This is a genomic window from Sulfurimonas sp. (genome assembly GCF_028713515.1).
In the GTDB taxonomy this organism is placed as follows: Bacteria; Campylobacterota; Campylobacteria; order Campylobacterales; family Sulfurimonadaceae; genus Sulfurimonas.
In genome coordinates this window covers 76643-91922 of the sequence record NZ_JAQTOD010000003.1, presented here as the reverse complement: position 1 = coordinate 91922, position 15280 = coordinate 76643, and the positions used below count along the sequence as shown (strand labels likewise).

Sequence of the window (15280 nt, the reverse complement as noted above, 5' to 3'; positions counted from 1 at the left end):
TTTTAAATTATTATAATGATTTAAAACTTAATGGTTAGTGAAACCTCTTTTTTGCTTAAAGTTTATAGTGAATCATTTTCTATGATATAATAATTTTTAATAACAAAAAAGGATATTTTATGAGCAAAGATACGGTAACACTAACAAACAACAGAACTGGCAAAAGTTATGAGTTTCCCATATTTGATGCCACTGTTGGACCTTCAGTTTTTGACATCTCAACGCTCTATAAAGAGAGCGGAATGTTTACTTATGACGAGGGCTACACTTCAACAGCGTCATGCCACTCTGAGATAACTTTCATAGATGGTGATGAAGGTAAGCTTATGTATAGAGGGTATGACATCTCATATCTCTCTAAAAAAAAGAGCTTCTTAGACACCGCCTATCTTCTGCTAAATGGTGAACTCCCAACAGAAGAGGAGCTAGAGAGCTTTGCGCTGGAGATGCAAAAACGCTCTTTTGTTAATGAGGGAATCAAAAAACTATTTGATGCTTTTCCTGACAATGCCCACCCTATGGCGATACTCTCTGCTGGAGTCTCTGCTCTTTCTACATTTTACTTTAAACATCTAGATATAAAAACTAAAAAAGAGTACAAAGAGATGTCAAACAGAATAGTTGCAAAAATCCCTACACTTGCTGCATTTTCATATAGATACTCACAAGGTCTTCCTATAATCTATCCAGATATTAACAGAGGTTTTACAGAAAATTTTTTATATATGATGAGATCTTATCCTCATAATCATGTTGAAATAAAGCCTATCGAGATAAAAGCATTAGATACTATTTTTACTCTTCATGCTGACCATGAACAAAATGCTTCAACTACTGCCGTTAGAAATTTAGCATCAACAAATGCTCATCCATATGCTGCCATAAGTGCTGGGATTGGTGCACTGTGGGGTAAAAGCCATGGTGGGGCAAATGAGTCTGTTATCCGTCAACTTGAGATGATTGGAACAGTTGATAGAGTAAATGAGTTTATAGCAAAAGCTAAAGATAAAGAAGACCCGTTTAGATTGATGGGATTTGGTCATAGGGTTTACAAAAACTTTGACCCTCGTGCGACAATACTAAAAGATATCAGAAATAAGCTTATGAATGAGCTAGGCATAAGCAGTCAGCTTATAGAAGTTGCAAACAAAATAGAGGAGATTGCGCTTACTGATGAATACTTTATAAGTAGGAGCCTATATCCAAATATAGACTTTTACTCAGGACTTATCCTTCAGGCATTAAAAATTCCAAAAGAGATGTTTGCTGTAATATTTGTCATCGGAAGAACTCCTGGCTGGATTGCTCAATGGAGTGAACTAAACCAACAAAAAAATGTAAAAATTGCTCGTCCGCGTCAACTTTACAATGGTCCAGTGGATAGGACCCCAAATTATTAACAGATTTTCTTGTTAGTAGTTAGTTGCTATTGCTGTCTCTTGTTAAAACCAGATACTTTACTTTTTTGATTTGAGATAAACTCGGCTGAGTATGGCTTTAGATAGAGCGGGATTGTTCTACCTTGGTATTTCATCATATCATCAAGCATTGTTTTTGAAACAAACTCAACTTCCATATTTTTAACATCACAAAGATACCTAAAGAGAAGTTCTCCTAATCTTTGAAGCGAGATTTTGTATGTTGCATCAGTTTGGGCATAAATCCACGCACTAAAGACATAAAACTCACGAAAAACACTTCCATCTTGCCAGATTAGTTCCACGCTTCGCTTGAAATTCCCGTTGTTGTACATAAGATCCCAAAATCGCGAGAATCTCTTCATGATTTGGATATCACTAAACGAGAGAGTTGAGGTCTGCAAAACATCGTACGGCGGTATATCACTGTATATCATACCACATTCTATATCATGACGATTTATGTAGGTTCCTGAGAGTTTTTTTAGTATCCCTATCTGGATTTCACAGCTACTTAGGCTCATTAGCTTATCTAGATTTGCTCCGAAACTCTCCAAGCTCTCTCCAGGAAGCCCAACAATTAAGTCGAGGTGCATGTGAACATTTGTTTGTTCTAGCCACCCAATATTTTCTTGTATCTTATCTAGCTTTAGAGGTCTTGATATATTGTTTGCAATCTCTGGATTTAGCGTCTGTATGCCTATTTCAAGTTGCAGAGCACCATGAGGAAATTTTGCTATTTTCTCCTTTAATGATTCTGGAAAATGATCAGGCACAACTTCAAAATGAGCAAAATATGGCTCCTCTTTTGCTAAAAAAAAGTCTAGCAATCTATTTGCAGTTTTTATGTTTAGGTTGAAAGTTCTGTCAATAAACTTGAAATTTCTAGCACCTCTCTGCCAAAGCAATTCAAACTCTTCTAGAAGCACCTCTATATCAAACGCTCTAACCTTTTCATCCATCGAAGAGAGACAAAACTCACACTCAAACGGACATCCTCTTGATGCTTCAACATAGATGTAGCGATGTTTTATGTCGTAGTCTGTGTAAAATTTGTATGGAAGTTCTATATTTTTAAGGGAAGGCATACTCATTTTTATGATTCTATCTTCTGGTGGATTGCCATCTACTATACTATGGCAAAGCTCATAAAAAGCTCTATCTCCTTCACCTTGGATGATATAATCAGCTCCATCAAGATTCACACGAAACGGCTCATGCGATACCTCTGGACCACCTAGTATTATCTTTGTATTTGGAGATATTTTCTTTAAGAGGTGGAGAAGTTCACGAACCTCCGATACATTCCATATATAAACACCAATACCTATAATGGTTGGGTTATGGACTAAAATCTTCTCTACTGTAGTCTGGATGGCGTCATTGATACTAAACTCTACTATTGTTGTATCTTCTTGTAACTCTGCCATGTTTGCATAAAGATATCTTAGAGCAATTGAAGTGTGAGTGAATTTTGAATTCAGTGTAGTTAATATGATTTTTTGCATTTGGAAGTTTAGCATAAAGAGTAATTACCTAGCCAAAAAAAGGGAAAGCCAGGTAATTAAAATAATTTATAGGAGCATCTCTCTCAAATTATGAAAGGGGTTAAACATAACTGAGACTCAAATTATATGAGCTATAAGTTAATCGCAGTTAAACGAAATAAAAGAAATAGTTAATGGTTACCATGTTTTGAATACTCATCAACAATCTGGTCTAATTGCCTAAACAATTTGCCAGATGCCTCTTCCATATTGCTAAAGTTATCGTAGATGGCGGTAGTATTTTCAGGTCTATATGCACTATTATTATCAATAAACACTTTATTTTTAAATACTGATTCGTGCACTATCTCATGAGAGCTATCCATCTCTTGGAAAACCTTCATATGACCAAATTTCTCTTTACCAACACCAAGATACCATTTACCCATACGACAATTTCTATGATCAGCAAAAGTTTTGCTTACATCACTGGAGAGCAGCGCGTGATACGCGAATGATTTAAATATAATATGATCAACTTTTACGAGCGTTGTAAACAGTTTTGTATCAATTTTTGAAGCCAATTCTGATGATTTGTTTGCAAATGAGTTTAGTTCTTCAAATGTTTTTTTGAACTCATGAATTACATCATTTGATTCTTCCGCAATATTTGAAATATTATCAGAGCTTCCTCTCATATTGTTCGTCTCTTGTTGTAGTGTTGATATGTTTATCTCTATCTCGTGCGTTGCCTTTTGTGTTCTCTCGGCGAGCTTGCGAACCTCATCCGCTACAACAGCAAATCCTCTACCATGCTCACCCGCTCTTGCAGCCTCAATTGCAGCATTTAGAGCAAGTAAGTTTGTCTGATCCGCAATATCTTTGATAAGCCCTACAACATTTGATATATCTCGAGATCTATTTTCAAGATTAACAATAGTCTCGTGCGAAGTAGATATGGAATCAAGAAGGGTACCCAGCTTATTGCTAATGCTCACTACACTATGCAGACTTCTTGATGATAAGTCTGCTGTTTTATGGGAGACTTCAGTAATCTCTTTTGAATTATCTTGTGAAACAATAATATCTTGTTGTATAACAGCAAGTCCAGCTCCAACCCCTCCACCAAGACCACCTAGCTTATCTGAGAGAGCATTTTTTAAAGCAGCCTCATAGCCCAAAGCAATAGATGATATAGCTTGTTTTACTTTTTGTGAGGTGGATTTAAATATACCATGCAAGCCAGATGGGCTAGTTGTTCTATATGCTTTACCAACAGAGGCATACTCTATAGAAGTTTCCGTATCTCTCATAAATGCTTCTAGTTGATCCAGCGCATTGTTTACGCTCCATGCAAATACCGATTCTTTTGAGTTATCATCTGGTATGTTGGTAATTCTACCATTCACTTTTCCATCTGCCATATCTTTTAATAATCTAATTGCCTCGTCATGTATCTGATTATGTCTACTATTGGTTTTATTGGTTCTGAAGAGAGATAATAAGTTCATCGTAACTAACTCCTTTTTCTTTTAAAATATCTGTTAAAACTTTAAATGAAGCGTCAACTCCACTACTTTTTTCAATATCTACCATCTTTTTGTAAAGAGGAATAATAGTATCAAGGGCTTTTTGGTTTGGCTTTCTTCTAACTGAGTAGTAGTCAACCACCTTGCCATTTTCGTCGAGCGATGCAGTTATATTTGCATACACCCAGTAATCATTTCCATTTTTTGTTTTGTTAATAACATAGGCAAAAATTTCTTGTTTTTTGGGGATAGTCTCCCATAAAAATCTAAAAACTGCTTTTGGCATATCTGGGTGCCTTATGATGCTGTGTGCCTTTCCAAGAAGCTCTGACTCACTATATTCCGCCATATCCATAAAGATTTTATTGCAGTAGATTATACGACCCTGCAGGTCTGTTTTGGATACAATAAAATCTTCATCTTGCATTATTTTTAACATGTGTGACCTTTTAAAATTTTTAATCTGAATTTAAGTGGTAAAAATTATACCATTATAATTTATTTTTTATAGCAAACTCAGCAACTGATTCTCTATGCGTTTTTGTCTGTATAGTTGGTTGAGTTTGCTATAATTTCGCATGTCAATATTACTAGCTGCATTTTATTTTTTTTATTTCTCAATCATCGGCGTATATATAATATTTTTGCCAAAAGTCCTCTCCATGACTGGCTACTCGGCGAGTGATATTGGTATCATATTTGCAGCGGCTCCGCTAGTGAGATTTTTAGTTCCTTTTGCTTTTATCAGGGGGCTCAAAATAGATATTACAACCTTTACTGTGGCACTTTTGATTATGTGCTTAAGCGCGATATCATTTTATTTCTCACTTAGTAATTTTTATAGACTTCTTTTTTCAAATATAAGCTTTGGCGTAGGGCTTAGCCTTGTGCTCCCATATATTGAGCTTATATCTCTAAGGTATCTTGGTAAAGAGCAATATGGAAAAATCAGACTTTTTGGCTCGGTTGGTTTTATACTTGTAGCGCTTGTTTTAGTGAAGTTTTTAAATGCTCCAAATACAGCACTTTTGTATCTTCTTATTTTGACATTTATAACCACAGCAGTAGCTTTTACTATAGCAAAAAAAGTGGATACTCTTTTGGAAAAGCATGAAGAAACCGCCAATGACATTAACCTATTGCAAGATTGGAAATTATGGGTTGGATTAACGCTTATGCAAGTTAGTTTTGGCTCGTTTTACAACTTCTTTACTATTTATGTAACCGATAATGGAGCAAGTTTAGATATGGCGATATATTTATGGAGTTTTGGTGTAATAGCTGAGATTTTTATGCTCTTTTTTCAAGGCGCATTTCTTCGTAAAAATTTGCTTTTGATTCTTCAATTTACCACTTTTACAACCGCTATAAGATGGTTAATGCTCTTTTTGTTTCCTCAAAACATAACACTTCTGTTTTTCTCACAATCTCTTCATGCACTTAGTTTTGCACTATTTCACTCTGCCGCGATTAGCTACTTATTTCATCTTTATAGACACAAATCTCTAGCGCAACAGTTTTTCTCGGGCATAACTTATGGATTTGGCGCATTTGCAGGAGCATTAATTGCTGGATTTATTTATGAGCTTTATCCAAAACAGCTATTTTTAGGTTCAGCGCTTATTGCTCTGGGGGCAAGTCTATTTTTATATCTTTGGGGCAAGCAAAAATCAAAACAGACACTATAGCAACTCATTTTTGTTTTTAATAGTTACATCCATCTGGGGGAAAGGCACAGAAATTTTATTTTCATCAAATGCCAACTTTGCTTCTTCCAATATAGCAAAATAAACATCCCAATAATCTGCATTATTTACCCAAACACGGAGAACCAACTCCACACCATTATCGCCAAGCTCACTCACTGCCACAAATGGAGCAGGCTCCGCCAGAACTTTTTCTTCATCTTGCATAAGTTTCATCAAAACATCTTTCGCAACTTTAAGGTTATCTCCATAATCAATAAGTAGCTTATGTTCAATACGACGAGTTGGTTTTTTTGAGTAGTTGACAATATTTGAAGCAATTACTGCGGAGTTTGGAATCATTACAATTTTGTTATCCGGCGTTATAATGGTTGTAGAAAAAAGGTTTATCTCCTCTACCATGCCATGAACTCCAGCAACATCAACGGCGTCGCCAACATCAAAAGGTCGAAAGATAATGACAATTACTGCTGCTCCAATATTTGAGAGCGAATCTTTAAGCGCTAGGCCAACAGCCAGTGAAGCCGCCCCAAAGACAGCTAAAAATGATGTCGTGTTTACACCAAGTGCATTAAGAGATGCTAAAATCACAACAATTAAAAGAGAAAAATAGATAAGATTGCCCAAAAATTTAACAAGCGTATCGTCTACATGTGCCTTATTCATTAATCTTTTAAATACATTTGTCACTCTCTTAACTACTATTTTACCAATATAAAATATCGCAACGGCAGCTACAATTTTCAACCCATATTCACTAGCATAAACAACAACCGCATCTGTGTACTTTGTTAACATTTTCTTTCCTTTTATTAGTATATCTATCCAAACAAACCCTTAAGCGACATCAATAGAAGTTTTGCTTTTAAAATTTCTTATTTCGGTGTTGGCACCTTTAAAATTAAAAAGCTCCCTCTTCATACTTTAAAGCGCAAGAGATTAAAAAACATATAGAATTTTTTATATTTAACAGGTTTTTGTAATCTCCAACTCCAAAAGCAAAACTATTATCTTCAAAAATTATATTTATGCCATCACTCATATCTACAAGCGAGAGTTTTGAGTTTTCTAACAACTTTGCCTTATGTACACCGCTAAACTCAAAACAGACTGTTAGCCAGTCAAAACCTCTGGCACTATCTTGTCCTGTTAGAGTAATTTTAATAGTTGTAGGAGAAATTATTTCTATGGAGCGAAGTTCTCCATCTGTAAAGTTGCTAAAACGAGCTAGAAGAGGTTTTATATCTTTTGCTAAGAGTGGTTTCATACACAACTCTTAGCAAATTGGTTGATAATGCAGATTATTGACAACCTGCACACTCCAAACTTCTGTCTTCTATATCTTTTGAAACCTCTGGTGATTGAGAACGAAGATAGTAGGTTGATTTTAAACCTAACTTCCACGCCAACATATAAATCTCATTCAGATATTTTCCACTCGCTTTATCAAGAGTTATAAATATATTTAAACTCTGACCTTGATCTAGCCATTTTTGACGAATCGCAGCGGCTTTTATAAGTAATGTTTGGTTCAAATCATATGCAGGAGTATAATAAACCCAAGTCTCAGGTGAAAGATTTGGCGCCACGACAGGAATAAGTCCCGATAGATTCTCTTCATACCATTTTCTCTTAAACACCGGCTCAATCGCTTGAGTTGTTCCAGTGAGTATAGAGATAGAACTCGTCGGTGCAATGGCCATCAAGTAACCATTTCTAATGCCCTGCTTTTTAACTTTTGCTCTTAATTCATCCCACTCGTATGATGATGCGAAAAGTCCGCCACGATCAACAAGCTTTTTAACTTCAGCATTAGCATGGTCCATAGGCATAATGCCTTGACTCCACTTTGAACCATTAAAATCTGGATAAGAACCCTTCTCTAACGCAATATCTGATGATGAATTAATAGCATTATAACTAACAGCCTCCATAACCTCATCTACTTTATCAAAATGCTCCTGGCTTCCCCATGTTATGGCTTTTTCCGCTAACATCTGAGCTTCACCCATAACACCCAAACCAATTGCACGGCTTTTCATGTTAGTTCGCTTCACTTTTTCTATCGGATAAAAATTGAGGTCAATCACATTATCCAGTGCACGAATTGCAATTGGTACTATTCTATCTATATCCTCTCTTGTATTTATGCGAGCAAGATTCACAGAAGCTAAATTACAAACAGCGGTATCACCGTTTACCTTCTCTTTTTCAACAACATAGATTGGCACTCCACCAAGCGAGTCAAGAGCTGTTACTTTTTTCGCGAATTTTTCTAAACCGCTATCTAGTTTTACTATCTCATCTTCCTCATAACTAACACTCTCGCCATTTTCAAAAATAAACTTTATCTTGTAACGATTTGGACTTGTGTTTTGAAATATTTCAGTACAAAGGTTTGAACTTCTAATAACACCAACATGACTGTTTGGATTAGCTCTGTTAGCATTATCTTTAAAACACAAAAACGGACTTCCAGTTTCAAAATAAGAAGTTAGTATTTTTTTCCATAGATTTTTAGCTTTGATTTTTTCCTTAACAATCCTGTCGTCTTCTTCAAGCTCCTTGTATCTTTTGCTGAACTCTTCACCGTAAAGCATTGTTAGCTCTTTCACATCGTAAGGATCAAAAAGTGTCCAGATGTCATCATCTTCTACTCTTTGCATAAAGAGATCATTTAGCCACATTGAGGGGAAAAGATCATGAGCACGACGACGCTCTTCCCCAGAGTTTTTCTTCAAATCTAAAAAGTCATTTATATCTATATGCCAAGGTTCCAAATAAACAGCAATAGCACCTTTTCTTGTTCCGAGCTGATCTACGGCGATGGCAATATCATTTGTTATTTTCAGAAATGGCACGGTTCCACCGGCTGCATTTTTATGTCCATCAATATAAGAACCCATTGAGCGAACATTTGTCCAATCCCAACCGATTCCTCCGCCAAACTTAGAAAGCATCGCCATCTCTTGATAAGAGTCAAAAATACCCTCTATATTGTCTGGTGTTGAGCCGATGTAACATGAACTAAGTTGATGTCTGATTGTTCTAGCATTTGAGAGAGTTGGAGTTGCAAGCATAACCTCAAACTTAGAAATCATGTCATAAAACTTGATAGCCCACTCCTCTTTTTTCTCTTCTCTTTGTGCCAAAAACATAGCAATTGCCATAAACATATGCTGAGGAAGTTCTATTGGATCAGAATTTCTATCTTTTATAAGATATCTGTCATAAAGTGTTTTTACTCCTAGATAATTGAAGAGCATATCTCTCTCTGGCTTAATATGTTTCTCTAAAATATTAAGGTCGTAAAGCTCTCTTATACCAACAAGAAGCCTTCCCTCTTTTTCGCCTTTTATAAAATATTTCTCCAATGAATCATAGCCGGTAAAACCATTTACTTGATGGTACAGATTAAAAAGAAAAAGACGAGATGCAACGAATGTCCAATTCGGAGCATCTATATCTATCTTGTCTACCGCGGTTTTTATAAGAGTTTCTTGTATCTCTTTAGATGTTATACCATCACGAAAATGGATTTGTGCATCAACCTCTAACTCACTCTGAGAAACATTGTCAAGTCCCTCTACTGCAGCAGAAGTATATTTTTGTATCTTTGAGATATCCAACAGTTCAGTACGGCCATTTCTTTTTATTATTGTTATCATTTTCATCCTATTATTTAAAAACTCTTGCAAAAATTTTATCTACATTTTTGGTGTAATAGTCGTAGTTGAAGCACTCGCGAATCGCTTCTTCGTTTAGTGAACTTCTAAGTTCTTCATCTGCTAAAAGATGATTCAGATAAAGACTCTCACCTTTTTCATTTGTAGTAGGTTTTCCTTGCTGTATCTCTTCCCAAACTTTCATCGCATTTCTTTGAACTATGCGATAAGCATCCTCACGACTAACACCTTTTAGTGGAAGCTCTAAAAGAACTCTTTGCGAGAAAACCAAGCCACCAGTTAGGTTTAGATTTTTCATCATATTCTGGGGATAAACTGTTAGTTTTGCTATAACACTGTTCATACGGTGTAGCATAAAGTCAGTTGTTATAAAGCTATCAGGTAACCAAAATCTCTCGGTTGATGAGTGACTTATGTCTCTCTCATGCCAGAGCGCTACATTTTCCATCGCTGGGATTGCGTAAGCTCTTATCATCCTTGCCAAACCTGTTATATTTTCTGTTAGTATAGGATTTCGTTTGTGTGGCATTGCAGATGAGCCCTTTTGTCCTGCGGCAAAATACTCTTCACACTCATAAACTTCAGTTCTTTGCCAGTGACGAATCTGAACTGCAAACTTTTCAATAGAACTCGCCATAAGCGCTAACGCAGTTGCAAGCCTTGCATATCTATCTCTTTGGATTACTTGATTAGATGCAGGTGCTGGTTTTAGTCCTAACTCTTCGCAGGTGTACTCTTCAAGCTCTAGTGGTGCATGAGCAAAGTTGCCCATCGCACCACTAACTTGACCAACACTTATAACAACAAGCGTTTGTTCTAAATTCTCTAAATGTCTTGCCATCTCATCATACCAAACAGCTAACACAAGACCAAATGTTATAGGTTCTCCATGGATACCATGACTGCGTCCAACCATCAAAGTCATTTTATGTTCCATCGCTCTTGTTTTGATGGATTCCATAAGCATCTTCACATCTTTGATGACTAACTCCAAAGAACTTTTCATCTGAAGCGCTACGGCAGTGTCAACTGTATCAGAACTTGTCATTCCATAGTGAAACCATCTACTCTCTTTTCCAAGCGTCTCAGATACACTTGTTGTAAATGCAATCAAATCGTGACGAGTAACAGCTTCTATCTCATCTATTCTAGCTATATCAAAACTAGCATTATCAACAATCTTTTTTGCATCCTCATCTGGGATAAGTCCTAGTCTATTCCAAGCTTTAACAACCGCTTTTTCTACATCCATCCAAGCCTGATATTTTGCCTGCATAGTCCATTTGGAACTCATCTCTTCTCTGGAGTATCTCTCAACCATATCTAGCCCTTATAATTATTATTTTATGTTAAAATTTAGGTATTAAGTTTACAGAAATTTATGTAAATAGTTGATTAAAAAAGGATACTAATTTGCCGTTTATTACGAAGAAAATATTTTTACAAGGGAAGCAAAGAGCCAGCCTTTTTTTGATAAGAGAGTTAAACTTTACCCAAAGTGAAGCGCAAAAAGTGATTGCCAAAGCTCGCCTGTTTTTTAATGGTAAGTTAGTTGAAAAACCAACAGACGAAATATTTGGCGACATAGAGTTTATGTATTTTGAACCAATCACGAAAGGTCTAAAAGCCCATATTGAGTATGAGGAGTTTGTAGTTTTTGATAAACCTAGCGGCTTATTAATCCATCCACAGAATAGACTCACTCCATACTCTCTCATAGATGAACTAAAAGCTCAATATGGGATGGATGCAAATATTGCCCACAGAATAGATCAAGAGACAAGCGGTTTGGTTCTATGTGCAAAAAATAAAAAGAGTGAGATTGCATTAAAAGTAATGTTTCAAGAGAGAGATATGAAAAAAAAATATCTAGCCATGGTTCATGGAGAGTTAAAAGATGAACTTAAGATAGATGCACCTCTTTTAAGATTTGATGATGAAAAAAGCGCATTGGTTAGAATGGTTGTAAAAGTTCACGAGAGTGGTAAAGAGTCGCTGACATTCGTAAAGCCTCTAAAATACTTTAAAGAATCAAATACAACTCTTGTTGAGTGTTCTCCTCATACCGGAAGACAGCATCAGATCAGAGTGCATCTGCTTCATGTTAATTACCCAATCGTAGGTGATCCGATTTATGGTCAACCAGAAGAGAATGTTGTAAAATATTTAGATAGAGAGATGACGAGAGATATGAGAGTTGAAAATAGTGGTGCTAGGAGATTACTGCTTCATGCGAATGAGTTGAAATTTGAACTATATGGTAAAAGCTATTGCGTTAAAAGTGATGTTGATTTTGAGAAAGTTTGTTTTGAAAATATGAGATAAAGCTACATTTTACTTTAAACCATTAAACTCTTTAAAATTTAAAAGACCTCAATGTTTCATGTGAAACATTGTTAAATAAATTGATTTTGATTCATATTTAAGAAAATATTTTGTGAATGTGAATAATAAAATATTTACTATTTTTTATATTATTTATAATTAAGATAAAAAAAAATAATAATCCTTTAAAACACCATAAAATAGGCATTTAAGCTATATAAAAGTATATAAATTTCAGCTTATTTTTATATAAATTTATTCTTAAATGACACATAAATTTTATAATTTACGCTGGGTAAAAATTCAGGTTATTCACAGATTACAACAATGTGTGAATAACAGGCACTTGAGTGATTTTTAAATAAAGTTAATTCAAGACATAGCTTTAATTATTCATAAATTTTAAATATTTTATTTAAATTAATCAGGATTATGCACGAATAGCTACAAAAGATAAGTAAGTTTCTGATCGGGAGCTCAAGACTAAAAAAGCAAGCTTATAAAAAAGATTTTATATAAAAGCTCGAGTGATGCTCTTATTTCTCTATAAGGAAAGTAAGGTATTATTTTGCCTATAAACGACTTCCCTGGTGTGTTGGTCGTTTAGTTATTTCTCCGCTATACAATCTTCTTAATCAAATCAAAACTAAATTCTGAAAACCAATCTATTAAACACCATAGATTAATCTCTGCTTATTTTCGAACTAGTTACAGCCTTGACCCTGTTAAATTCATCCTGCTCTTTTAGTTGTCCACACGCAGCACTTATATCTATGCCCTTAGAGTCACGAATAGTGCACAGAAGACCATGATTGACTAGATACTCCTGAAAAGCAACCATATCGGCTTTTGATGGTCTATCATACGGAGTTCCTGGATATGGGTTAAAGTATATTAAATTTACTTTAGCTTTTATACCCGAGAGCAGTTTTATGAGCTTTTTTGCAGAAGCGATATCATCATTCTTGTTTTTTATCACAAGGTACTCGAACATAACTCTTTTTCTTGTGTCTATCGGAAATCTTTTAACTGCTTCTATAATAGAGCTAATATTGTGCGCTTTGTTCATTGGTATAAGCTCTGATCTTAGCTCATCATCTACTGCGTGCAAAGAGATTGCTATATGAACACCCAAATCCAACTTACCAAGTTGGTCAATCTTATTACTCAATCCACTTGTAGAAACAGTTTGTCGCTTCGCTGATATACAAAGTCCATCATCTTCTTTAAATATCTCTATCGCTTTTGCTAAGCTTGTGAGGTTATCAAGTGGTTCTCCCATACCCATATAGACTATATTTATCATTCTGTTGTGTTTGTGGTCATTATCTCTCTTTAAACTCACAACCTGAGCTACAATCTCCCCCGCTGTTAAATCTCTTGTAAACCCACCTTTGGCAGTTAAACAAAAAGTACATCCCATCTTGCACCCTACCTGCGTAGAAACGCAGATGGTATATTTTGCTTCATGTAAAATAACTCCATTTTCATCGAGTTCTGCATCTTTCATCTTGAGCCAAACCGCTTCTATTGTTTTGCCATCTTGAAGCTCAAATAGATATTTTATTGTTCCATCACTAGAAACCTCTTTCTTAGCAATCTTCATCGGATTAACTAAAAATTTTTCTTCTAACTCATCTTTTAATGTTTTTGGAATATTTTTCATATCTTCATAATTTTCCGCATACTGATGATACAGCCAGCCAAAAACTTGTTTTGCTCTAAATGATGGTTTAATCTGCTCTTGCAACTCTTTTAGTGTAAACTCTAATAGTGATGGTTTTATGTTGCTCATTTTTGCGGTAGCTCTTTAATTCTTTTTTTTACATGCATAGATAACAACTCTTTTGCTTTTTTATGGTTAGCTAAAAAATCCTCATGAGCTGTTTTGTTAGTATAATTTGTTATACAAAAAACGCCACCAGCTGGAATATCAAACTCTTTTGCCACACTCAAAACAGAAAAAAATTCCATATTTTCTATGCCTATTCCTAGGTTTAAAAACTTGTTTGTTAGTTCTTTATTAGTTGAAATATAGTTTGAAGAGTTTACAATTATATCTTTTTGATTAGTTGTATTAGTAGAAATTACATTATCTAAAGGTGTATAAGCATCACTATTTAAAAATGCAAGTTCTATATTTGAAGCAGTTTTTGACTCTACTATATCAAATATTTTAAGCTCTCCATAACTTCCAGCGCTCCCAATAAAAAACAAAAACTCTGGTTTATCAAACAAGCAAAGCCTAGTTAAATTCATAGCGCTCTCAATCAGACCAACCCCGATAGGTTGAGCAAAATCAAATGATTCACTATTTCCAGCACAGATTATCATAGGCGAACCGGTATATTGTTGTCGTGTAAATAATGCTTTAGTTCCATTATATCTATCTCTTTATAGTGAAATATAGTAGCAGCAAGTGCGGCATCCGCTCCATGAAGAAACGCATCTTTTATATGCTCCATCGTCCCAGCACCGCCACTTGCAATCACCGGGACATTTACAGCTTGGCTAATCAGCTGGGTTATGTTTAACTCAAAACCTGCTTTTGTGCCATCAGCATCCATTGATGTCAAAAGTATCTCCCCGCTCCCACGGCTAACAACTTCTTTAGCCCAAAGAACTGCATCTAGCCCAGTATCTTCTCTTCCACCATTTAAAAAAACATGATATCTGTCGCCAACTCTTTTTACATCTATTGCCGTTACAATGCACTGCGAGCCAAATCTCTTTGCCCCCTCATCTATAAGTTCTGGGCGTTTAATTGCCGCTGAGTTCACGCTAACTTTATCACATCCGACATTTAAAAGTTTGTATATATCTTCGAGTTTTCGTATGCCGCCACCAACAGTTAATGGTATAAAAACCTCTCTTGCTACCTGTTTTACAATATCCACGATTGTGTCGCGGTTATCAGATGAAGCCGTAATGTCCAAAAATGTGATCTCATCCGCGCCCTCTTCGTTATAGCGCTTTGCAACTTCAACAGGATCACCAGCATCTCTAAGTCCAACAAAATTCACACCCTTTACAACACGACCATCTTTGACATCTAGGCATGGAATAATTCTTTTAGCAAAATAATTCATAATGGTTTAAACCTCTTTTTACAATACGAAATTATACTAT

At 35.4% G+C, this 15280-nt stretch carries 13 protein-coding genes; 3 read left to right on the top strand and 10 right to left on the bottom strand.

Annotation, left to right across the window (positions count from 1 at the left end; translation table 11 throughout):
- Window positions 1–119: 119 nt before the first annotated feature.
- Window positions 120–1400 (top strand): citrate synthase, encoded by a 1281-nt coding sequence (locus tag PHV22_RS06795; RefSeq protein ID WP_295022522.1) that lies wholly within the window; start codon window positions 120–122, stop codon window positions 1398–1400.
- Window positions 1401–1426: 26 nt separating this feature from the next.
- On the opposite strand, the gene PHV22_RS06790 is transcribed toward PHV22_RS06795, so the two are convergent.
- The 3 genes from PHV22_RS06790 to PHV22_RS06780 form a co-directional block, all read right to left on the bottom strand.
- On the bottom strand, window positions 1427–2926 hold the full coding sequence (locus PHV22_RS06790; RefSeq protein ID WP_295022521.1) for a B12-binding domain-containing radical SAM protein: 1500 nt from the start codon (window positions 2924–2926) through the stop codon (window positions 1427–1429).
- A gap of 170 nt (window positions 2927–3096) precedes the next feature.
- Window positions 3097–4416 (bottom strand): methyl-accepting chemotaxis protein, encoded by a 1320-nt coding sequence (locus tag PHV22_RS06785; protein ID WP_299946595.1) that lies wholly within the window; start codon window positions 4414–4416, stop codon window positions 3097–3099.
- Window positions 4385–4873, bottom strand: coding sequence for a PAS domain-containing protein (locus PHV22_RS06780; protein WP_299946593.1), 489 nt, complete (start codon window positions 4871–4873; stop codon window positions 4385–4387). The genes PHV22_RS06785 and PHV22_RS06780 overlap by 32 nt, the downstream gene beginning before the upstream one ends.
- 139 nt (window positions 4874–5012) lie before the next feature.
- Here PHV22_RS06780 and PHV22_RS06775 point away from each other — a divergent pair, with 139 nt between their 5' ends.
- Entirely contained in the window at window positions 5013–6122 is a 1110-nt protein-coding gene (locus tag PHV22_RS06775; RefSeq protein ID WP_299946591.1) for an MFS transporter, read from the top strand.
- On the opposite strand, the gene PHV22_RS06770 is transcribed toward PHV22_RS06775, so the two are convergent.
- The 4 genes from PHV22_RS06770 to purB all read right to left on the bottom strand — a co-directional run bounded on the left by PHV22_RS06770 (window position 6117) and on the right by purB (window position 11147).
- Window positions 6117–6938, bottom strand: coding sequence for a mechanosensitive ion channel domain-containing protein (locus PHV22_RS06770; protein ID WP_299946589.1), 822 nt, complete (start codon window positions 6936–6938; stop codon window positions 6117–6119). The two genes, PHV22_RS06775 and PHV22_RS06770, sit on opposite strands and share 6 nt — an antisense overlap.
- Before the next feature lie 103 nt (window positions 6939–7041).
- Entirely contained in the window at window positions 7042–7407 is a 366-nt protein-coding gene (locus PHV22_RS06765; protein ID WP_295022513.1) for a hypothetical protein, read from the bottom strand.
- A gap of 34 nt (window positions 7408–7441) precedes the next feature.
- On the bottom strand, window positions 7442–9808 hold the full coding sequence (locus PHV22_RS06760; protein WP_295022512.1) for a ribonucleoside-diphosphate reductase subunit alpha: 2367 nt from the start codon (window positions 9806–9808) through the stop codon (window positions 7442–7444).
- 10 nt (window positions 9809–9818) lie between these two features.
- Window positions 9819–11147 carry an adenylosuccinate lyase gene (gene purB / locus PHV22_RS06755; protein WP_299946587.1) on the bottom strand — a complete coding sequence of 443 codons (1329 nt, stop codon included), beginning with the start codon at window positions 11145–11147 and terminating at the stop codon, window positions 9819–9821.
- Window positions 11148–11296: 149 nt separating this feature from the next.
- Between purB and PHV22_RS06750 the strand changes: the two genes are divergently transcribed.
- Window positions 11297–12151, top strand: coding sequence for an RluA family pseudouridine synthase (locus PHV22_RS06750; protein WP_299946585.1), 855 nt, complete (start codon window positions 11297–11299; stop codon window positions 12149–12151).
- Between the two features lie 682 nt (window positions 12152–12833).
- Here the strand turns inward: PHV22_RS06750 and rlmN are convergent.
- From rlmN to hisF, 3 genes are read right to left on the bottom strand one after another with little or no spacing between them, the layout of a single operon-like run.
- On the bottom strand, window positions 12834–13946 hold the full coding sequence (gene rlmN, locus PHV22_RS06745) for a 23S rRNA (adenine(2503)-C(2))-methyltransferase RlmN (RefSeq protein WP_295022507.1): 1113 nt from the start codon (window positions 13944–13946) through the stop codon (window positions 12834–12836).
- Complete coding sequence (locus PHV22_RS06740) at window positions 13943–14485, bottom strand: purine-nucleoside phosphorylase (RefSeq protein WP_295022505.1); 543 nt, start codon at window positions 14483–14485, stop codon at window positions 13943–13945. The genes rlmN and PHV22_RS06740 overlap by 4 nt, the downstream gene beginning before the upstream one ends.
- A complete protein-coding gene (hisF, locus tag PHV22_RS06735) occupies window positions 14482–15240 on the bottom strand; it encodes an imidazole glycerol phosphate synthase subunit HisF (protein ID WP_295022503.1) in 759 nt (252 codons plus the stop codon). Before hisF ends, PHV22_RS06740 begins: the two co-directional genes overlap by 4 nt.
- Between the last annotated feature and the right edge of the window lie 40 nt (window positions 15241–15280).